General features: G+C 45.6%; 19 protein-coding genes. 14 read left to right on the top strand and 5 right to left on the bottom strand.

Features of this window, described 5'->3' with window-relative positions; genetic code table 11:
* Positions 1 to 12: 12 nt before the first annotated feature.
* Complete coding sequence (locus QME20_RS14305; RefSeq protein ID WP_014950784.1) at positions 13 to 252, bottom strand: VF530 family protein; 240 nt, start codon at positions 250 to 252, stop codon at positions 13 to 15.
* 69 nt (positions 253 to 321) lie between these two features.
* A complete protein-coding gene (locus QME20_RS14300) occupies positions 322 to 1,227 on the bottom strand; it encodes a sterol desaturase family protein (RefSeq protein ID WP_269351303.1) in 906 nt (301 codons plus the stop codon).
* Between the two features lie 87 nt (positions 1,228 to 1,314).
* Here QME20_RS14300 and QME20_RS14295 point away from each other — a divergent pair, with 87 nt between their 5' ends.
* Entirely contained in the window at positions 1,315 to 1,986 is a 672-nt protein-coding gene (locus QME20_RS14295; RefSeq protein WP_156086952.1) for a Crp/Fnr family transcriptional regulator, read from the top strand.
* An 87-nt stretch (positions 1,987 to 2,073) separates the two neighbouring features.
* On the opposite strand, the gene rutR is transcribed toward QME20_RS14295, so the two are convergent.
* Complete coding sequence (gene rutR / locus QME20_RS14290) at positions 2,074 to 2,748, bottom strand: HTH-type transcriptional regulator RutR (RefSeq protein ID WP_014950781.1); 675 nt, start codon at positions 2,746 to 2,748, stop codon at positions 2,074 to 2,076.
* 309 nt (positions 2,749 to 3,057) lie between these two features.
* Here rutR and rutA point away from each other — a divergent pair, with 309 nt between their 5' ends.
* The 9 genes from rutA (at position 3,058) to QME20_RS14245 (ending at position 13,642) form a co-directional block, all read left to right on the top strand.
* Positions 3,058 to 4,146: a pyrimidine utilization protein A gene (gene rutA, locus QME20_RS14285; RefSeq protein ID WP_014950780.1), complete on the top strand. Its 1,089-nt coding sequence runs from the start codon at positions 3,058 to 3,060 to the stop codon at positions 4,144 to 4,146.
* Positions 4,146 to 4,880 carry a pyrimidine utilization protein B gene (rutB, locus tag QME20_RS14280; RefSeq protein ID WP_281716122.1) on the top strand — a complete coding sequence of 245 codons (735 nt, stop codon included), beginning with the start codon at positions 4,146 to 4,148 and terminating at the stop codon, positions 4,878 to 4,880. The genes rutA and rutB overlap by 1 nt, the downstream gene beginning before the upstream one ends.
* Before the next feature lie 132 nt (positions 4,881 to 5,012).
* A complete protein-coding gene (gene rutC, locus QME20_RS14275) occupies positions 5,013 to 5,396 on the top strand; it encodes a pyrimidine utilization protein C (RefSeq protein ID WP_014950778.1) in 384 nt (127 codons plus the stop codon).
* Between the two features lie 58 nt (positions 5,397 to 5,454).
* Positions 5,455 to 6,303, top strand: a complete 849-nt coding sequence (gene rutD / locus QME20_RS14270) for a pyrimidine utilization protein D (RefSeq protein ID WP_281716121.1) — start codon at positions 5,455 to 5,457, stop codon at positions 6,301 to 6,303.
* 177 nt (positions 6,304 to 6,480) lie between these two features.
* Positions 6,481 to 7,101, top strand: a complete 621-nt coding sequence (locus QME20_RS14265) for a malonic semialdehyde reductase (protein WP_239245991.1) — start codon at positions 6,481 to 6,483, stop codon at positions 7,099 to 7,101.
* A 22-nt stretch (positions 7,102 to 7,123) separates the two neighbouring features.
* Complete coding sequence (locus QME20_RS14260) at positions 7,124 to 7,654, top strand: flavin reductase (RefSeq protein WP_014950775.1); 531 nt, start codon at positions 7,124 to 7,126, stop codon at positions 7,652 to 7,654.
* Positions 7,655 to 7,673: 19 nt separating this feature from the next.
* On the top strand, positions 7,674 to 9,164 hold the full coding sequence (locus QME20_RS14255; protein ID WP_239302113.1) for a CoA-acylating methylmalonate-semialdehyde dehydrogenase: 1,491 nt from the start codon (positions 7,674 to 7,676) through the stop codon (positions 9,162 to 9,164).
* Between the two features lie 311 nt (positions 9,165 to 9,475).
* Positions 9,476 to 11,794 (top strand): TonB-dependent receptor, encoded by a 2,319-nt coding sequence (locus QME20_RS14250; protein WP_281716120.1) that lies wholly within the window; start codon positions 9,476 to 9,478, stop codon positions 11,792 to 11,794.
* Positions 11,795 to 12,139: 345 nt separating this feature from the next.
* Positions 12,140 to 13,642, top strand: coding sequence for an NCS1 family nucleobase:cation symporter-1 (locus QME20_RS14245; RefSeq protein ID WP_281716119.1), 1,503 nt, complete (start codon positions 12,140 to 12,142; stop codon positions 13,640 to 13,642).
* A 93-nt stretch (positions 13,643 to 13,735) separates the two neighbouring features.
* Here the strand turns inward: QME20_RS14245 and QME20_RS14240 are convergent, their stop codons facing one another.
* A complete protein-coding gene (locus QME20_RS14240) occupies positions 13,736 to 14,470 on the bottom strand; it encodes a helix-turn-helix domain-containing protein (RefSeq protein ID WP_039228657.1) in 735 nt (244 codons plus the stop codon).
* Between the two features lie 131 nt (positions 14,471 to 14,601).
* Here QME20_RS14240 and QME20_RS14235 point away from each other — a divergent pair, with 131 nt between their 5' ends.
* The 4 genes from QME20_RS14235 to QME20_RS14220 all read left to right on the top strand — a co-directional run bounded on the left by QME20_RS14235 (position 14,602) and on the right by QME20_RS14220 (position 17,699).
* The gene (locus tag QME20_RS14235; protein ID WP_281716118.1) at positions 14,602 to 15,012 is read left to right on the top strand and encodes a hypothetical protein; all 411 of its coding nucleotides are present in this window, start codon (positions 14,602 to 14,604) and stop codon (positions 15,010 to 15,012) included.
* A 173-nt stretch (positions 15,013 to 15,185) separates the two neighbouring features.
* Positions 15,186 to 16,022 (top strand): DUF2145 domain-containing protein, encoded by an 837-nt coding sequence (locus QME20_RS14230; RefSeq protein WP_281716117.1) that lies wholly within the window; start codon positions 15,186 to 15,188, stop codon positions 16,020 to 16,022.
* A complete protein-coding gene (yiaA, locus tag QME20_RS14225) occupies positions 16,006 to 16,476 on the top strand; it encodes an inner membrane protein YiaA (RefSeq protein WP_281716116.1) in 471 nt (156 codons plus the stop codon). The genes QME20_RS14230 and yiaA overlap by 17 nt, the downstream gene beginning before the upstream one ends.
* A gap of 173 nt (positions 16,477 to 16,649) precedes the next feature.
* Positions 16,650 to 17,699, top strand: coding sequence for a hypothetical protein (locus QME20_RS14220; protein ID WP_281716115.1), 1,050 nt, complete (start codon positions 16,650 to 16,652; stop codon positions 17,697 to 17,699).
* Between the two features lie 66 nt (positions 17,700 to 17,765).
* Here QME20_RS14220 and QME20_RS14215 read toward each other — a convergent pair whose 3' ends face one another.
* Positions 17,766 to 18,626: a hypothetical protein gene (locus QME20_RS14215; protein ID WP_281716114.1), complete on the bottom strand. Its 861-nt coding sequence runs from the start codon at positions 18,624 to 18,626 to the stop codon at positions 17,766 to 17,768.
* Positions 18,627 to 18,751: the final 125 nt, after the last annotated feature.

The raw sequence follows: 18,751 nt of genomic DNA, 5'->3' as shown, positions 1-18,751 counted from the left end.
GCTCAAATGGCTTTAAGATTCACCATTTGAGGCATTATTACTAAACGTCTGTATATAAAGCTGCTCTACTTTATCTCGCGCCCATTGGGTTTTTCTAAGAAACTTAAGTGACGATTTAATCGAAGGATCGTTATTAAAGCAGTTCACTTTGATGCGGTAATACAATCCATCCCATCCGTAACGCTCGTGAAGTTGTGTGACGATTTTCTCTAGCGTTAAGCCATGTAAGGGATTATTAGGTTGCTGATTCATAAAGTGCCGCTGCTTGTTCTAAATTAAGACCCTAGTCTAGCACGAACCCACTTGCTGCGTATCAATGCGCTAAGCTTTACTTTCAATTGTTTCACTCGTGGGTATTTGTTTTGTGTTCGGTATCAAAGGTTGGCTAGCATCGTTCGCTTTCGTTGAAGGACTTTGCACTACTTTAGGCTTTCGCGGTGTTTTATAAAGCGGCCAAATAAGCTGTTCTTTCCAGTTGGCGTAAAACATCCCCTCAATACCGTATTGTGCAGGATACTGCCTGGTGATCTTAGCGGTACCAAATAGCACATCCCAGAAGAACAACAGATTTCCATAATTACCTTTGTAGTTGGTCACGCCGTCATCGGCTTTTAATCCATGATGCGCACTATGTGTAGAAGGCGTTGATATCGTGCGCTCAATTACCCAGGCTACAGGATGTAACCACCGAATACTGTACAGTGTTTTGTCCCATTTCCACTCTGCGTGGGCGCCGGTGATAACGGTAAGTTTAACCACCAAGTAAAAGGCATAGGTCCAACCCAATCCTAGGTAGATTAGCGCGCCGGAAAACCATAGCGAAGGCATAAACAGGTAATAGAAAAAGTTATTTCTGTAAATAATGCGAACGCTCATGTACTTAGCGTTATGGTGGGCTCTATGTAAGTTGTAAAGAAATCGGGTGGAATGTGAGAGCCTATGCCACCAATATTGCATCATGTCATCGAAAATCAAAAGTAGCGCTATGTGCAAGAGAATAGGGGAATCTACAAGTATTCCCTGATATTGGGGAAATGCTAGTGCCATCATTGTTGCAGAACAAAATAGAACCAGTGGCTGGGTTACAATAAATAAGAGTAACGTACCTATCAGCTCTACTTTTCCATCATCGCTTACTTCTGTCGCTTTTTTAAATAGCTTACCATTCTTCGCTTCCAGCAAAGCAAACATGATAAAAACCGCTAAAATTGCCCATTGATAACCCATTGTAATGACTTCCACCAAGAGATTGTTGAGAGTGAATTTACATTGCGTTAACATGTAAGAATATATACTTGTATAGATTTGAATGTCATGTCTTACATTCACGGCAAGCAGCAAACCATTATGCCTGACGACTACGTCGAGCTTTGTTTGCCTTTTGGAACGCTAAGAACCTATGCGGCTACCTCGACAATTCACGATAGGGGAAGTAAAAACAAAGGGCTGTCTGTTGTGGTATCAGGAGAAGTAAAGGTTGGTAATTATGGCCTGGACGGCAGTTATCAAATTACTACTGTATTGCAACGAGGAGATACGTTTGGCGAGTTCACATTGTATGCATCACTTGCAAGAACGCATCACGCTGAAGCGCTAACGGAATGTAAGGTATTACAAATACCTGAACCTGCTTTTCGTTCTCTGACAAGCCAACATCCAGCGATTGCTGAATTCATCACCCGGTCACTGGCAATAAAGCTTCACTCGGCGCTGGAAAGGTTGGATGATATTCGACGCTTACCCACTCACGTCCAGTTAGCTAAGCTAATTTATCAATCGTATCTTACCTCTAAGCACGTCTTTATACCCTTAAGGCAAAGCGATTATGCTGAAAGATTGGGCGTTACCGTACTTACCGCACATAAATCATTAATGAAGCTGTATGATTTAAAGTTGATTGAAAAGCGCTACGGGGGCGTGGCAATTACCCAGGTCGAGCGACTGGAAGGTTTTTTGAAAGAAAGTTCGTCACTATTACCATTGTAAGAGTGGTTAATGTCCTCCACATGCGAGAGCGCCAAAAGACCCTCCCTCAAATTTATTCCACGCCCATGGCAACTCATGCATCAAGTATTACGCTGGCTTTAGCCCGCCTAAAATAATGTGCTGAATGTTGCTTAGCGTGCTTTCGAAGAAAGCGGGATCGCTTAAATCTTTACCGGTTACGGCTTTGATCTGCACGCTGAAATCGGCGTAATGCTGAGTAATGGCCCAAATGCTGAATATCAAGTGTATTGGGTCAACAGGCTTTAGCTTACCCGCTTCAATCCATTCGATAATGACGGCGCTTTTCGCGTCCAGCAGTGTTTTGAGCGGCGTTTCTAATTCCTTTATTAAAAGAGGGGCACCTTGTACCACCTCCATACAAAAAAGCTTAGATTCAGCTGGATTGTCCCTCGACATTTCAAGTTTTACTTTAATATAGTCGCTCAGGGTTTCTATAGGGTCTTGTTCTGCTGAAAAGCTCTGAAGGGGTGTTAACCACACATCTAAAAGGTGGGTAATAACCGATAAGTACAAACCCTCTTTACTTTTAAAGTAATACAGTAAATTACTTTTTGAGACATTCGCTAGTTCCGATACTTGCTCTACAGTGGTGCCACTCACGCCGTTCTTTGAGAACAAGGAAAGGGCAGCATCCATAATGCGAGTACGCTTTTCTAATAACGCTTTTTCTCTTCGCTTTTGCGTGGTCGGGCTAAATGCTCTCGCTGATTTCGTAATTGTTTGACCTTCAGATTTACTCACTACTTGTCTCTTCTTTACCGGAATTTCCGTGATCAGGCGCTTAGTTTACGTGGAGTTCTCGTCGCTATAAACCCATTTGCACAAATATGCACCAATTAAGTTCAATTGCACTGGACTTGGTGTTCCAAATTGAACCAATAAGTCCAATTTGGATTGTCGAATTTTGTAAGTAACTGAAATTTATGGGTTAAATAAATTGGCCTGCTTTATGCTGTTCACTAAGCATACCGCCACTTCAATGTTTTGAATTCGGCAACCTTAAAAAAAGCGGGATAAACCGCTTAAAACGCATACAAGCAGAGGTACAACATGGATATAGGTGTATTTATTCCGATTGGGAACAACGGCTGGCTAATTTCGAAAAATTCGCCTCAGTTCAAACCTTCCTTCGATCTCAACAAAGAGATTGTAATGAAGGCTGAAAAGTACGATATGGATTTTGCGCTCTCTATGATCAAACTGCGAGGGTTTGGCGGTGAAACCGAATTTTGGGACTACAACTTAGAGTCGTTTACGTTAATGGCAGGCCTTGCTGCTGTTACCTCAAAAATTCAACTATATGCCACGGCTGCCACACTAGTCTTGCCGCCTGCAATCATGGCGCGCATGGCCAGTACCATCGACTCTATCTCTAACGGACGTTTTGGCGTAAACCTAGTCACTGGCTGGCAACGCCCTGAATACTCGCAAATGGGTATGTGGCCGGGCGATGAATTTTTCGGTAACCGCTATGAGTATTTGGATGAATACATTCAGGTAGTCAAAGAATTATGGGAAACCGGAAAAAGCGATTTTAAAGGCGAGCATTTCCAAATGGATGATTGCCGAATGTTGCCCAAGCCACAGCGAAAAATTCCACTTATCTGTGCCGGTCAAAGCGCAGCAGGCATGGATTTCTCTGCCCGTCATGCCGACTATAATTTCTGCTTTGGTAAAGGCGTAAATACACCTACTGCTTTTGCACCAACCGCAGCGCGCTTAACTGAAGCGGCTGAAAAACACGGTCGCAGCGTAGGTTCAGCGGTACTTATCATGGTTATTGCCGATGAGACGGATGAAGCCGCCATGGCGAAATGGGAAAGCTATAAAGACGGCAAAGATCAGTCAGCGTTGGACTGGATGGCAACGCAAGGAGCCGCTGATAAGAAATCGGGTAAAGACACGAATATCCGCGATATGACCAACCCAACCTCAGCGGTAAACCTGAACATGGGAACGCTGGTGGGTTCTTATGAGTCGGTGGCCTCTATGCTTGATGAAATAGCCACAGTGCCGGGCTGTGAAGGTGTATTGCTGACCTTCGATGACTTCCTTAAAGGCATGGATGATTTCGGCACTAAAATTCAGCCGTTAATGAAATCCCGTCAGCATTTGCTTAGCACATCGGGAGCCGCCTAATGTCAGCCGGTGAAATATTTGAGGTCTCAGGGTGCTTTCAAGCGCGCCAGGAGGGGCAGCCCGTACTGCCAGCTAAGCCTGAACCATTGACGTTAAACCCTGCGGAAACTGCCGTTATTGTGGTGGATTTGCAAAACGCTTATGCCAGTAAAAACGGCTACTTAGACAAGGCGGGTTTTGATGTGTCCACTACGGCGCCAGTCATTGAAAACACCACTAAAGTGCTTGAAACAGCGCGGGCTGCAGGCATGCCTGTGGTGTTCTTACAAAATGGATGGGATGCCGACTACAAGGAGGCCGGCGGCCCTGGTTCGCCGAACTGGTATAAGTCTAATGCCCTTAAAACCATGCGCAAACAACCAGAGCTTAAGGGAAGTTTGCTGGCCAAGGGTACTTGGGATTACGCGCTTGTAGATGCGCTAAAGCCTCAAGATGGCGACATCATTATTCCTAAAACCCGTTACAGCGGTTTTTACAATACTAATTTAGACAGCATGCTGCGCGCACGCGGTATTCGCAACTTAGTGTTTACAGGCATTGCAACCAATGTCTGTGTGGAATCTACGCTGCGCGATGGCTTCCACCTGGAATATTTTGGTGTGGTGCTGGCCGATGCGGCATATCAAGCTGGCCCGCCAGACATTCACGAGGCCTCACTTTTCAACATTCAGACGTTTTTCGGGTGGGTGTCTACCACCGCGCAGTTCTGTGAAGTATTTGAAGGGACGAGTTAGGTGCTTTCTTCTTAGCATCTACTAGCCACGCAGACAGAAACAACACGATAAATCAGTTAGCACGACTTGAAGTAAATCATTTATAGGCGCTAGGCAGCAATGCATAGAAAGCGCAACGGAAAGGATAAGAACATGCCAAAGAAAGCCATTATTCCAGCAGGTACATCAACGCCAATAGCTCCTTTTGTTCCAGGCTCTATGGCTGACAATATTTTATATGTGTCAGGTACCTTACCGTTTGACGAAAACAACGACGTAGTCCACGTCGGCGACGCCGAAGCACAAACGCGCCACGTTCTAGAAACCATTAAAAGTGTCATCGAAGAAGCGGGCGGCACTATGGATGACGTCACCTTCAACTCAATTTTTATTACCGATTGGGATGACTACGCCGCGGTAAACAAGGTGTACGCCGAATACTTTCCAGGTGAAAAGCCAGCGCGCTACTGCATTAAGGTTGGGCTGGTAAAGCCTGAAGCCTTAATTGAAATTGCGTCTGTAGCACACATTGGGTAGGTGATTATGTTTGGACTTCCCGCGAACTGCGCCCACTGGTTTTATATAGGTGAGCTTTATGCATTCTGATGTGCAGGCAAGCTACGCCCACATTAGCGGCGAAATGAACGGCGAAATGCGTAACAAGTTACATTACGAAATACACGGTCTGACGTCGCCCGACGCACCTACGATTGTGTTTAGTTCAGGGCTGGGCGGGGCAGCTAAATTTTGGCAGCCGCAACTGGGTGACTTTGCCCAAGACTACAGAGTGATCACTTACGATCACTATGGCACCAACAAAAGTGTGGGTGACTTGCCAGCAAATTACAGCATTTCTAATATGGCGGATGAACTCGCTGCACTTCTTAAAAAACTTGAAGTGCAAGCGTGCCATTTCGTCGGTCACGCGCTGGGTGGTTTGGTGGGGCTTGAGCTTGCTTTGTCTAAACCTAAGCTTTTACAAAGTTTAGTGCTGGTAAATGCGTGGAGCAGTCCAAATCCGCACACATTGCGCTGCTTTAACATACGCAAAGCGTTATTGGCGGCAGGCAGAAAGGACATGTATTTGCAACTTCAGGCGCTGCTGCTGTTTCCGCCTGATTGGATAGCCGCGAATGCCGCTCACTTGGCAGAGGAAGAGGCGCACTTACTCAACCATTTCCCTAACGAGGAAAACCTGCTCGCCCGCATTGGTGCCCTTAGTACGTTCAATATTGATGAGAGTTTGCACGCCATCACCACACCAACGTTAGCGCTTGCCAACAAAGACGACACCTTGGTGCCGTGGCAGCGTTCACAGATGCTGGCTGAAGCTATGCCCAACGCCGAATTGTCGGTCATGGAATACGGCGGGCATGCATCAAGTATTACAAACACAATTGCGTTTAATGAACTGCTGCGCAGCTATTTAGGGCAAGTGGCCTAACGTGAACATGACACTGCATCAGGCTATGAGGTGTTTTATAGCTGATGAGGCGTATGCATTGTAAACAAGCTGCAAAGCTACAGCCTCAATGACGTAATGGCTAAAAAGCGCTAAGCGCAAAAACCGAGAGCATAGCGTAGCGCTTAAAAGATTTGATAAAACTGGAATGAATTTAAAATGACTGATACACAAAATACAGAGTTTAAAGCAACTAGCCCGCTTGACGAGGCTGGACTAGCCCAACTCTTTACCGATGCGCATACCCACACCAAATGGCACGACAAACCTATTTCAGAAGACGTGTTGAAACAGCTGTACGACTTAGTAAAAGTAGGCTCGACATCGGCAAATTGTAGTCCAGCGCGATTTGTTTTCATTACCTCAGATGAAGGGAGAGAAAAACTCAAACCTTGCCTTTCAAGCGGTAACGTTGAGCAAACCATGACTGCACCTTGTACGGTTATTGTCGCCTACGACGAAGAGTTCTACGAAGAGCTTCCTACCTTATTCCCTTATGCAGATGCGAAAAGCTGGTTTACTTCAAGCCCAGAAGCGGCCTATGAGACCGCCATGCGCAATAGCTCTATGCAAGGGGCTTACTTAATAAGCGCCGTTCGCGCCCTGGGCCTTGACGCTGGCGCCATGTCTGGTTTCAACCCCACATTACTTAACGAAACTTTCTTTTCAGATAGCACGTGGAAGGTAAATTTTTTACTGAACATTGGCTACGGCGATAAAGAGAAAGTACATAAACGCTTACCTCGCTTAAGTTTTGAGCAAGCCTGCCACATCGTGTAACGCCAACTTAAAGGATATTTGTATGACTATTACAGCAATAAAAAACGCAGTAACAGAAGTGCTTCCCCCGGTAACTCCCGAAGCTTATCGAGAAGGTATGTCGAGTTTAGCGGCAGCGGTAAACGTCGTTACAACCATTGGCCCAGAAGGGCGTGCAGGCTTTACGGCGACCGCCGTATGTAGCGTAAGTGATAACCCTGCAACCTTATTGGTTTGTTTAAATCGCGGTGCATCTGTACATCAGGTATTTAAAAACAGCACGCATTTGGTTATCAACACCCTTACTTCACAGCATCAGTTAATTTCAAACACATTCGGTGGTAAAGCGCCCATGAACGAACGCTTTGAAATTGGTGATTGGGTTGAATCGACGACTGGCTGCCCAAGGCTTGCAGATGCTGCAGTAAGCTTCGATTGCATTATTACAGACGTTAAAAGTGTGGCCACTCACGACGTTATTTTTTGCCAGGTGGTGGATATCAAGCAAGACCCAGAAGCCGACGCGCTTTTATATTATCAGCGCGGCTATCACAGCGCATGTAAAGACGCATAACTAAAGGATTAGACAAATAATGAAAGTAGTAGGCCACTTTATTAACGGTGAAACCTGTACCCCAAAGGGGCGCATGCAAGATGTTTATAACCCTGCAACGGGGGAAGCAGAGAAGCTGGTTTTACTGGCGTCAAAAGCGACGGTAAACGATGCTATCGTCAGCGCGCAAAATGCGTTTGTTGAGTGGCGCAATACGCCAGTGAGTAAGCGCGCTCGCGTTATGTTCAAATTTAAAAGCTTACTTGAAGAGCATGCCGATGAAATTATTGCGTTAATTGGTGCGGAGCACGGCAAGATAAGCCACGACGCGGCAGGCGAATTACAGCGCGGTATCGAAAATGTTGAGTTTGCCTGTGGTGCACCCCAGTTGTTAAAGGGCGAGCACAGTAAAAATGTTGGGCCAAGCATAGACTCTTGGAGCGAGTTTCAGCCTCTTGGCGTGGTGGCGGGAATTACACCATTTAACTTTCCGGCCATGGTGCCCCTTTGGATGTTTCCGCTTGCCATTGTATGCGGCAACACCTTTGTTTTAAAACCCTCTGAGCGAGATCCAAGCTGCGCTATTTTCCTAGCAAAGCTACTTAAAGAAGCAGGGCTACCCGACGGCGTTTTTAACGTTATAAATGGCGACAAAGAAGCGGTTGATCAAATACTAGATGACGAGCGCATTAAAGCAGTGAGTTTTGTGGGTTCAACGCCCATCGCCGAATACATCTATTCGAAAGCCAATGCTAATGGCAAGCGCTGCCAAGCATTAGGTGGAGCTAAAAACCACGCTATTGTGATGCCCGATGCCGACATCGACAACGCAGTGAATCAGCTTTTAGGTGCTGCTTTTGGCTCGTCAGGCGAGCGCTGCATGGCGTTGTCTGTCGTGGTTGCCGTAGGCGACAAAGTGGCGGATGAAATTGTAGATAAAATGCAATCAGCCATGGAAAGCTTAAAAGTAGGGGCTTTTGACGATGCGACTAACGATTTCGGACCGCTTATTACACTTCAGCACAAAGAGAAAGTAGAAGGCTACATAACCAGTGCGGCTGAGCAAGGGGCTGATGTAGTCGTTGATGGCAGAAACCCTAGCGTAAAAGGCTACGAGACGGGGTTCTTCTTAGGTGCAACACTTATCGACAAGGTTACGCCGGAAATGGCCAGCTACAAAGCTGAGATTTTTGGCCCTGTACTACAAGTTATGCGCGTTAAGAGCATGGAACAAGCTATGCAGCTCATTGACAGCCATGAATACGGCAATGGTACGTGTATTTTCACCCGAGATGGCGAGGCTGCCCGCTACTTCTCAGACAATATCCAAGTGGGCATGGTAGGCATAAACGTACCGCTGCCAGTGCCCGTGTCTTATCACAGCTTTGGTGGTTGGAAGCGCTCACTCTTTGGTGACCTTCACGCATACGGCCCGGATGGCGTTCGCTTTTACACCAAACGCAAAACCATTACTCAACGTTGGCCTTCAAGCGGCATTCGAGAAGGAGTGAGCTTTTCATTTCCAAGTTAATGTCATGGCGTACTGACCTTGATTAACCATAAATGACCATAAAAACTTTGCCCACGCACGGTAACTATTAAGCCTGTATGGCAAATAGTTGCTCGCAGCAGGTAAAAGAACAGAGATTTAGGCTCAGCCATGAGCCATCAATAATAACAATTTAAAACCGCAAGCCTTTGGCAGTTCCTCTCCAGTCCTGCCTTAGGTTTGCACCCCAGTGGCAATCGATATGCAGTTCACGTCGACCGTTACTCTTATAAAAATATCGGGACAACACCGCCGCAAGGCTTGTTAAAAAGAACTATAAACGAGAGTAAAACATGCATACGTTAAACACACACAAGCGTCTGCTGGCGTTAACCGTAGCTATGGCGTTAAGTACGCCAGCGGCCTTTGCTGCAGAGAATGTTTGGGAAAGTATTGAAGTTACCGCGCAAAAGCGCAACGAGAATATAAGCGATGTAGGGATCGCTATTACTGCGTTTTCTGGTAAACAATTAGAGGCACTTGGCCTTGAAAGCAGTACTGAGCTTATCGCGTTTACCCCTGGCGTATCGTTGGCCGGTGATATCGGTGGTCAGCGTGCTATTTTCAATATTCGAGGCGTGGTGCAAAATGATTACGCTGACTTGGCGGAAGCGCCGGTGGCCGTATACGTTGACGGTGGCTATTTAGCCAGTACCCAAGCACAAACCTTTGGTTTGTTCGATGTGGCTCGCATCGAAATTCTCAAAGGCCCACAGGGAACACTATTCGGAAGAAATGCCACAGGCGGACTGGTTAATACGATCACCGCCAAGCCCACTGCAGATACAGAAGGCTACGCGGAATTTACTGCCGCACGTTTCGAGCAATACCGCTTCGAAGGGGCGATATCAGGCGAACTAGCAGACGGCATTTATGGTCGCTTTTCTGGGTTTACCAATCGACAAGGTGAGATACTAGAGAATATTTATGAAGACGGTGCTGCACCCGATACCCGTTTAGGCTCTGTGGGAGGCGGGGAAGATGGGTACAACGATGATACTAAAGCGTTTCGTGCTCAGCTGCTGTTCGATATTGGTGAGCAAGGCTCGTTACTGCTAAGCGGAAACTGGTCAGATACAACCAAAAGTGAAGGCCCTTATCAGGTGGTGAATACCACCGAGATAAAAGATGCCGACGGCAATGTGATTGACGTTATTTACGCTGCTGACGACCCACTTGGCTGCGACACTATTCAGGCAGGCGTGTGCGTAGACGGCAACTTCAATGGCGATCCTTTCCGTCCTGTGCAAGGCGGCGACTTCAACGGTAACTTCGACCCTGATGGGTCGGGCAATAAAGTAAATAAAGACTTTGCCTTTGACGATCAAAACAAGATCAAGTCAAAAGGCCTCGCGGCAACACTAGACTATGCATTTGAAAGCTTCGATTTCTTCGCCATGTCTGATTACAAAGAGTTTAAACGTACCGTTGGCCTCGACTCCGACCAAACAGCGTCACCCGAACTTATTTTTCAATCTAACAGCACCATAGAGCAGTTCAGCCAAGAGTTTCGCTTCTCAGGTGAATCCGCAGACTTAAAGTGGGTTGGGGGGCTTTATTACCTCTCTATCGATACGGATTATAGCCAAGGCTTGGCGGGTTCACCCACCACCTTTTTCTTAGGCGGTGAAGAAAATAACACCCTGGTGTCTCTTGAAACCGAATCTTATTCTGTATTTGGGCAAATAGACTATAGCCTGAGTGACGATCTTGTTCTGGTTGGTGGGTTGCGTTACACCCGTGAAGACAAAGACTTTGTGGGTAATGTGTATCAAAACGAGAATACTAACGACCGAGTTATCGAAATTGACACCACAACGACGTCTTTAGAGACTTTGGTCGATTCTAACGATCAAAATCTGTGGTCGGCAAAGCTACAGCTGGAATACAGTGTGGGTAATAGCTTGTACTATGCAGGCATCAATCGGGGCGTAAAAGCGGGGAGTTTCAATGCCCCGCTTCAAGGAGGTTTCAGCTTATACGAACCCGAAGAACTTACTGCGTATGAAGCGGGTTTAAAGCATGCTTTTATGCACGGAAGCGGCGTCTTCAATGCCAATGTTTTTTACTATGACTACAGCGATTACCAGTCGTTTTCGTGGGTGAATAATGCGGGGGTGGTGTCAAACGAAGAAGCCTCATTTAGTGGCGTTGAATTAGAAGTGTTCTTAACCCCGACAGACAGCTTAGATGTAATGGTTAACTTTTCATATACCGATGCAGTGGTTGAAGACTTAGAAGTGGCTTCTGGGTACTTTGCTGATACAACGCCGCCATTTACCCCAGAGTATCAAGCATCTGCCATGCTTCGCTATAACTGGGACGCCTTCGACGGCAATATGGCAGCCCAACTGTCAGCCAATTATCAGTCGGAAACCTTTCACAATGCGCGGAATTTTACCGCTCATGAAATTGATAGCTATGCCACGGCTGATACTCGTTTAACCTGGGTAGACGCTGAGGATAAATGGCTAATAGCGGCTTATATAGATAACCTGTTTGACTCAGACCATGAACTTATTGGCTTTGACGTAACTGGTTTTTATGGAACCAGCCAGATTTCCTATGCGAAGCCTAGGACGTATGGCGTAACGGTAAGACGTAATTTCTAATTAGCGTAGTTGCGCTTTGTTTAACAAAATAAAGCGTATCACCTACTTCTAAAAAGAAACGTGCGTAGCTAACCTAAATACCGACGTAGCAAAACGGTATTTAGGTTTCGCGTTAACAAAGCGCGCGAAGCGGCAGTATTTTTGCTTTTCTTTTTTGCTAGGGGTTGTTGATCTTTGTTGTACACCAAAGATCAGCAGGCCCCAATAAAGGTTAGCAGCGAGCCTCTAATCTAATCGTTTCGCCGTTGAGAGTGCTGATGCATTTTTTAACCTACCGCTTTGCCGAGCATGACGCTGTGTAAAAAGAAGCAACAAGTAATAGCAAACCCAATAAGGAAATAGATCGTGGATAACACCAACAATCAGACCATGACAAAACCTTCCCATTACGATGGCGATTTATGGAATGAAGATTTAGCGCCAACCAACGCGGAAACCAGAACCTGGGTGTGGAAAGACTATGCGGCATTATGGGTTGCGATGGTGGTTTGTGTACCTACTTACCTCTTATCTGCCGGTCTGGTATCAGAAGGCATGAATTGGTACCAGGCAGTAATAACCGTGCTGTTGGGCAACATCATCGTGCTTGTACCTATGATGTTAATTGGTCATGCAGGTGCAAAATACGGCTTACCTTTTCCCGTATTATTACGTAGCGCATTTGGCACCAAAGGCGCGAAAATTCCTGCTTTGGCCCGTGGGCTTGTTGCATGTGGCTGGTTTGGAATTAACACATGGGTTGGCGGCAGTGCTATTTACGTTATTTTAAATAGCGTGAGCGGCGACGCATTTGTGGGGCAGGCACTACCATTTTTAGGTATCGATATCACACAAACTCTGTGCTTCTTCGCTTTCTGGGCGATGCACTTGGTTTTTATAAAACACGGCACCGAATCTATTCGTTGGCTTGAAACTTTTGCTGCACCATTTTTGATCTTAATGGGCTTAGCGCTTCTTGGTTGGGCATACGCTAATGCTGGTGGGTTTGGCGAAATGTTGTCAACGCCGTCTCAGTTTGTTGAAGGTGGAGCCAAAGAAGGGCAGTTTTGGACAGCCTTCTTCGCGGGCTTAACCTCTATGGTGGGCTTCTGGGCAACCATGGCGTTGAACATTCCCGATTTCACGCGTTTTGCAAAATCACAAAAAGACCAAATGTTAGGCCAAGCTATCGGCTTGCCATTACCCATGGCGCTATTTGCCTTTATCGGTGTAGCGGTAACGTCAGCAACGGTCACCATTTATGGTGAGGCCATATGGGACCCTGTTGCGCTAGCCGGTCGAATGGGCGGCATGGGTGTTGTGTTGGCACTTGCTGCATTAGCACTCGCAACGTTAACCACAAATCTAGCCGCTAACATGGTAGCCCCAGCTTATGGCTTTTCGAATATGGCGCCTTCGAAAATAAGCTTCAAAATGGGCGGCTATATAACCGCTGGTATCGGCGTCGCTATTTTCCCCTGGAAGCTGCTTGAAACCGCGGGTGGCTATTTATTTACGTGGCTTACGGGATATTCTGCGCTGCTTGGCCCTATCGCGGGTATTCTAATTGCCGACTATTTTATCTTAAGAAAATCGACCTTAAACATAGATGCGCTATTTCAACACGCTGGCGAATATGGCGCGAACAACGGTTGGAACATGGCGGGTGTGACTGCGCTTGTTATAGGCATTTTACCCAATATCCCTGGCTTTATGCACGCGGCAGGATTTATAGAAAGCGTGCCTGCTATTTTCGATATGCTTTACGCCTATGCGTGGTTTGTAGGGTTAATCATCGCCAGCATGGTTTATCTGCTGCTCTCCAACAGAGCACCCGTCACCATACAGGCAAAAAGCGCCTCCCAATAATGGGGTCAGAGTACTTTTTTGAGTAGCAAAAAATGGGGTCGGAGTACTTTTTTATTTAATGTACTCTGACCCCCCAAATATACTTCGACAGGGTTATTTTCGCTTCATGTTTTCAAAAAGCGAGGGTTCCCAAGGCCGCATCGCCATTAAAAGACCAATGTGCTGGCGTTCTTCAATTGGTAGGGCATTATCTTCGCTGCTGAGTTTTGCTGCCTCTTGTCGCAGTTGTTCAAGACGGCGCTGAATAATCGAAACCGAGGTCTGAGAATAGCGGCCGCGTAAATAGAAACGGAACATCCATGGCTCGTTCTTCTTTGGGGCCATAAACTTCACCATTACTTCCTGCTCCATAAATTTTTCTAGCGGACCACCAGGGATCCAGCGAAAGTTTTGCGCAATAAGTAGCTTGTAGCGGTTATTCGGTAACAGCTCTATAAGCTTAAGTTTGTCTAAGGTTGTCATTAGCTTAATGCCCTCGACCTCAGAAATATTGTAGTGCTTGATGATTTCCGAGAATCGCCAGCCATCACGCACACATACGGCTGCAAGCAGTAGCTTGGGATTGGCAAGTAGCTCCATTTCTTGCTTCTCAGACAGCTGTGATATTTTTTCCTGCTGCTTTTGCGACAGGCTAAAAAGGTCGCTTAATGACAAATTTAGACATTCACAAATCTGTTCCAGCTTGTCGAGGCTGAAAGCCTGTAGAGAGAAATTTCGTTTTACGCTGGCCTCGCTTACGTTCAGTTTCTGTGCGATCTGTTTGTAGGTAAATCGCTGCTCTCGTAAACATTGTTTAAGCGTGTCGTAAACAAGGTTAATTTGGCTCATGGTATTAAATATTTATACTTGTGGTGTAATTTAATACTACATCAGCGATTGTGGTTTACGAAATTTATTCTTGGTTCTAGTGTAGAACATGTTCAGGCACATCTCGCCTTTACATACTAGGAGCAAGTGATATGAAAAATTCGCGTTCAACATTGATGTTAACTGCACTATTAAGTAGTGCGCTTCTTACCCATTCTGTAATGGCAGATGATTCCATCGACCACAGTGGCAAAGCCAGTAAACATAGCGCGCTTGCCGCATCTGAAGGCTTAGCAACGACGGCGTCAGTAGCGAGTGCAGTAGTTGCTGTCCCCGTGATACTAACCGGCAGTGCTGTAGTGGCAGGTAGCGCAGTAGCTGAAAGTGTTATTGACGAGAGTAGCCGCAGTATTCACGAAGCTAGTCATCAGTCCTCCGTTGATAATAACCAGCCGTTAGTGATTACCGAAACAATCATTACAGCAGACCCTGCACCAAACAAAGTCGTTGCGACCACTAACACCACAACGACTACGACAACTACTACCACAACTAAACGCTAACGGTGATTAATTGCTAGCGCTTTGGAGTGCGACTGGAAGCTATAAAAATTGCTGTAGCTTGGTAAAAAACTGCTACAGCGAAGCGTTGTGCATCTAGTACTTCATAAAAATTAGTGAGCGCTTTAAGTGGGTCTTATTCAGTGCAAGTCGAGAAAATCTAAGCAGGGAAGAGTATGAAAACGTTTTTGTATTCAATGGCTGTGGCTTTGGTACTACTTACTGCCAACGCTAATCTAGCTTTGGCAGGTAGTCAGCAGCACGGAAAACCTTCGTTTTCACCAGAAGCCATTGCCATTTTTTCTAAAGAAGTAGAAAAGTATGCGGCAAGCCAAGGAGCTCGTGCTTTCATTATTGCAAGGCGAGGTAGACCGATTGAAGACATGCCGGAGGGCATTCGCTTCACGCACACTGCTATTGCTATCTACTCAAGCATTCAGTTGGATAATGGTGAGACAGCCAAAAGCTATGCAATCCATAATTTGTATCAAGATGCTGATGAACAAGACGTGAGTCATTTAGTTACCGATTATCCGGTAGATTTTTTCTGGAGTGCTTATGCGCTCGAAGCAGGCCTCATTATCCCATCGGCTGCCGTGCAGCAAGCGCTTATAAGTATGTACAGCGAAGATAAAGCAAAATTGTTGCATAACCCACGCTATTCAGTGGTTGCTAACCCATTCAACAGTGAACGACAAAACTGTACCGAGTACACCTTAGATGTGCTGAATGCTGCGGTGTACTCCACCACAGATATAGCCCAGCTAAAAGCTAATGCAAAGGCATATTTTACGCCGCAAAAAGTAAACATGAGCCGCGCCAAACTTGGCTTGGCGAGTATGTTCAGCGACGGCGTGACGCTGTCCGATCACGGTCGTAAGGTGGAAACAACTACATTTGGAAGCCTTGCTCGTTACATGCAGAAATACGATTTATCGGAAAAGGCAGTTATTTTTGCGAGCAACGGTGAGACAACTATTATCGAGGAATTTAACAATGCAGACTCAGAATAAACCAACGAAAGCATTTCGAATAGCTTCACTGGCAGCCCTAGTTGTGGGTGTAGCCGCTTATTTTATCGGCCTTTACAATGCCCCAATGGCGCTTAATGAAAAAGGTTATTACTTCACCATTATGTTATTTGGCTTGTTTTCTGTGGTGAGCTTACAAAAAACGGTACGCGATAAAATGGAAGGTGTGCCAACTACCAAAGCGTACTTCCTTGCATCAGCCGTAGCCACCGCATCAGCCATCGTATTGTTAGTGGTTGGCTTATTAAATGCTGAGCTTTTATTGAGTGAAAAAGGCTTCTTCGGCATGGCCTTCATATTAAGCCTTTTCGCCGCTATTACGGTGCAGAAGAACGTACGCGATAGCCAAACTACAGACGAGTTACGCAACACAAAAAGCGATACTCAAAGCAGCGCTACTGAGCACGAAGACTCTCCCAAAGTAAAAGCCGCTTAAAAAATGGGGTCAGAGTACATTAAATTAATGGGGTCGGAGTACATTTCTAAGTAATGTACTCTGACCCCATTAGTTTTACGATTTACGCTTTTGGTTTCGGCGCATTTTCAGTATGGTAGGTGTAACGCTGGTTCGGCATTCAGCCAGCTTGTTTAACGCATCAGGGATGAATTATGCGCAAACCCGTTAAATACCGGATAGCTTTTCTAATAGTTGCTGCTGCCTGCTTTTATGTGGGCACATTATTTTTACCTGAAACCCTTCCTGACATAACCTTCTCCTTTGAAAGTATTTGGGCTAATACACAGTGGCGTAATACCTTGCTGGTCACGTTGGCATATTTTGTCTTTTTGCCTGTACTTTACTATTTCTGGATCATTCGAATTGGCAAACAGGCGCTGTGGAAATTATTGTTAGTTCTTTCTTTAAGTAGTTTGGTCGCACGCTATAACTATCCAGAGCAGTTAGCCTATTACTTTGAATTCATTACCTACCTTAAATACCCGGTTATTGCAGTATTGATGGTGATAGAAATTCTCCTTCTGGTAACGATAGTTAAAGCGTTGTGGGGGGCTCGAAAGCTCTCTGGCGATCCGCGAATTCATATGCTGGAACAATATGAAGGCGATAACATTTATGAAAAAGGATCAAAGGAAGCAAAGAAGTTAGAGTTGGCACTTATGTTTGCTCATGAGCCCGCCAGTTGGTACTACGCCATACCTCGTTTTAGTAGAAACCATGTTCCCGCCATAGCCAATCTGCGTTTATGGTCCGCACAGTGGTGGCATGTGTCACTGGTTTGTGTAGCGCTTGTAGTTGCGACGTATGCAAGTTATCTCGCCATAGCACTTTGGAGTGAAACGGTTGCCATTGTGGTGGCAACCTTGGTTTTTTACCTCATAGTGATGTTTATTGCTAACTACAGAGTCAGCAAGTATTACTCTGTTTACCTTATAAAAGATAAGCTTATGGTGAATAATTCGTGGTGGGGAATGACTGTTATTCCACTTTCCAATATTAAACAAGTAGAAACAGGCAGTTGGATGGCTGCTTCAATAAAAGAACAGTTCCATTTCGGTAGAGGCAACGCAAACGTTAAGCTTACCTTTGTGTCAGAACAAAAGTATTACTCGGGTTTAGCGACTTTTATTGAGCCGATGGACACACTTTATCTCAGTGTCGACGCCCCTTCAGCACTACATGAGATTTGTCAGCCCCAATAACGCACCGAATAAATGGGGTCAGAGTACATTACTAAAAAAGTACTCTGACCCCATAATTTCGTATTGCTAGTCGGTTTCGGCTTGCCATTCAGCTAATTGCTTAGCGATTTGTGCTGAGACTCGTTCGTCAACTATTGCGGCGCGCCGATTCATTTCGTGGTGCCATTGGCTGTTTTGTTTAATATGTGAAGGCACTGGCGCATGACGGTTCAAAGGACCCGGGTAATAGTATGCGTCAGCAACGTTTGAAAGCTTTTGATTTGTGCCGTCTGCAAATCGTGCTGAAACGCTGGATAAAGGGGAGTTCAATTCATTCTTTTCGTTAAGCAAAACGAGCGTAGGAGTAGAAATGTCAGGTATTGTCGATGTAGAAAAATGGGTCCATATTGTCGCAATATTTAGGTCCTTAAGTTTAGAAATAAAGGGCACAAATTCATTGACTGCTTCTCCCCGCTTTAACGATACAGGCTGCTTTAATGTATGCATTGCGCCAAACAGAAGAATCGCTTTATCGTTTTGTTCAGCTACCTGCTTCACAGTTTTCTCATAGTTCACAATGCGTATTTTGGTGAGAGACTGCCATTGCTCTTTGCTCAATCCTTCCCATTTAAACTCTGGTTCAGCTAGAGCTATGCGCACTTTATGGTTTGACGATGCATTGAGTAACCTTAGTGTCTGTACGAAATGTCGGTAATGCTTATATTGCCACGCCATGAAATAAATACTGTCCTGCCACAAAGGCTCTAACTCTTGCAGTGAAACCTTTGTATTGGGGTTAAGCAGATAATCATCCAACTCGGGCTGGTAATGGCTATTACCGAACTCAGTCACAATAACGTCGACACTCTCAAAGATATCACGATCAGACAGAGCGTTGATTAAGAGCTCTGTCGGTGCTGCGGAGCCGTGTATATCACCAATTGCCACGATTTAATGTTCGCTTAATAAATGCTTAAAGGTTTGATTTACCTTGTTGTTCCCAGTATTAGCGATATGAGTTGAAGGCGAAACCTCGTTAGCAAAAGAAGTGTAAGGTAATAACACCGAACACA

The organism is Alteromonas sp. CyTr2 (assembly GCF_947311905.1).
Classification (GTDB): domain Bacteria; phylum Pseudomonadota; class Gammaproteobacteria; order Enterobacterales; family Alteromonadaceae; genus Alteromonas; species Alteromonas macleodii.
This window is presented reverse-complemented; position numbering and strand designations above follow the sequence as displayed.

Coding starts and splice junctions, on each gene's coding strand:
- QME20_RS14295 (WP_156086952.1), top strand. CDS start 1,315: ATGTCTTACATTCACGGCAAGCAGCAAACCATTATGCCTGACGACTAC.
- QME20_RS14220 (WP_281716115.1), top strand. CDS start 16,650: ATGCGCAAACCCGTTAAATACCGGATAGCTTTTCTAATAGTTGCTGCT.
- rutA (WP_014950780.1), top strand. CDS start 3,058: ATGGATATAGGTGTATTTATTCCGATTGGGAACAACGGCTGGCTAATT.
- rutB (WP_281716122.1), top strand. CDS start 4,146: ATGTCAGCCGGTGAAATATTTGAGGTCTCAGGGTGCTTTCAAGCGCGC.
- QME20_RS14300 (WP_269351303.1), bottom strand. CDS start 1,227: ATGGGTTATCAATGGGCAATTTTAGCGGTTTTTATCATGTTTGCTTTG.
- QME20_RS14305 (WP_014950784.1), bottom strand. CDS start 252: ATGAATCAGCAACCTAATAATCCCTTACATGGCTTAACGCTAGAGAAA.
- QME20_RS14260 (WP_014950775.1), top strand. CDS start 7,124: ATGACTATTACAGCAATAAAAAACGCAGTAACAGAAGTGCTTCCCCCG.
- rutC (WP_014950778.1), top strand. CDS start 5,013: ATGCCAAAGAAAGCCATTATTCCAGCAGGTACATCAACGCCAATAGCT.
- QME20_RS14265 (WP_239245991.1), top strand. CDS start 6,481: ATGACTGATACACAAAATACAGAGTTTAAAGCAACTAGCCCGCTTGAC.
- QME20_RS14230 (WP_281716117.1), top strand. CDS start 15,186: ATGAAAACGTTTTTGTATTCAATGGCTGTGGCTTTGGTACTACTTACT.
- QME20_RS14255 (WP_239302113.1), top strand. CDS start 7,674: ATGAAAGTAGTAGGCCACTTTATTAACGGTGAAACCTGTACCCCAAAG.
- yiaA (WP_281716116.1), top strand. CDS start 16,006: ATGCAGACTCAGAATAAACCAACGAAAGCATTTCGAATAGCTTCACTG.
- QME20_RS14235 (WP_281716118.1), top strand. CDS start 14,602: ATGAAAAATTCGCGTTCAACATTGATGTTAACTGCACTATTAAGTAGT.
- rutD (WP_281716121.1), top strand. CDS start 5,455: ATGCATTCTGATGTGCAGGCAAGCTACGCCCACATTAGCGGCGAAATG.
- QME20_RS14250 (WP_281716120.1), top strand. CDS start 9,476: ATGCATACGTTAAACACACACAAGCGTCTGCTGGCGTTAACCGTAGCT.
- QME20_RS14240 (WP_039228657.1), bottom strand. CDS start 14,470: ATGAGCCAAATTAACCTTGTTTACGACACGCTTAAACAATGTTTACGA.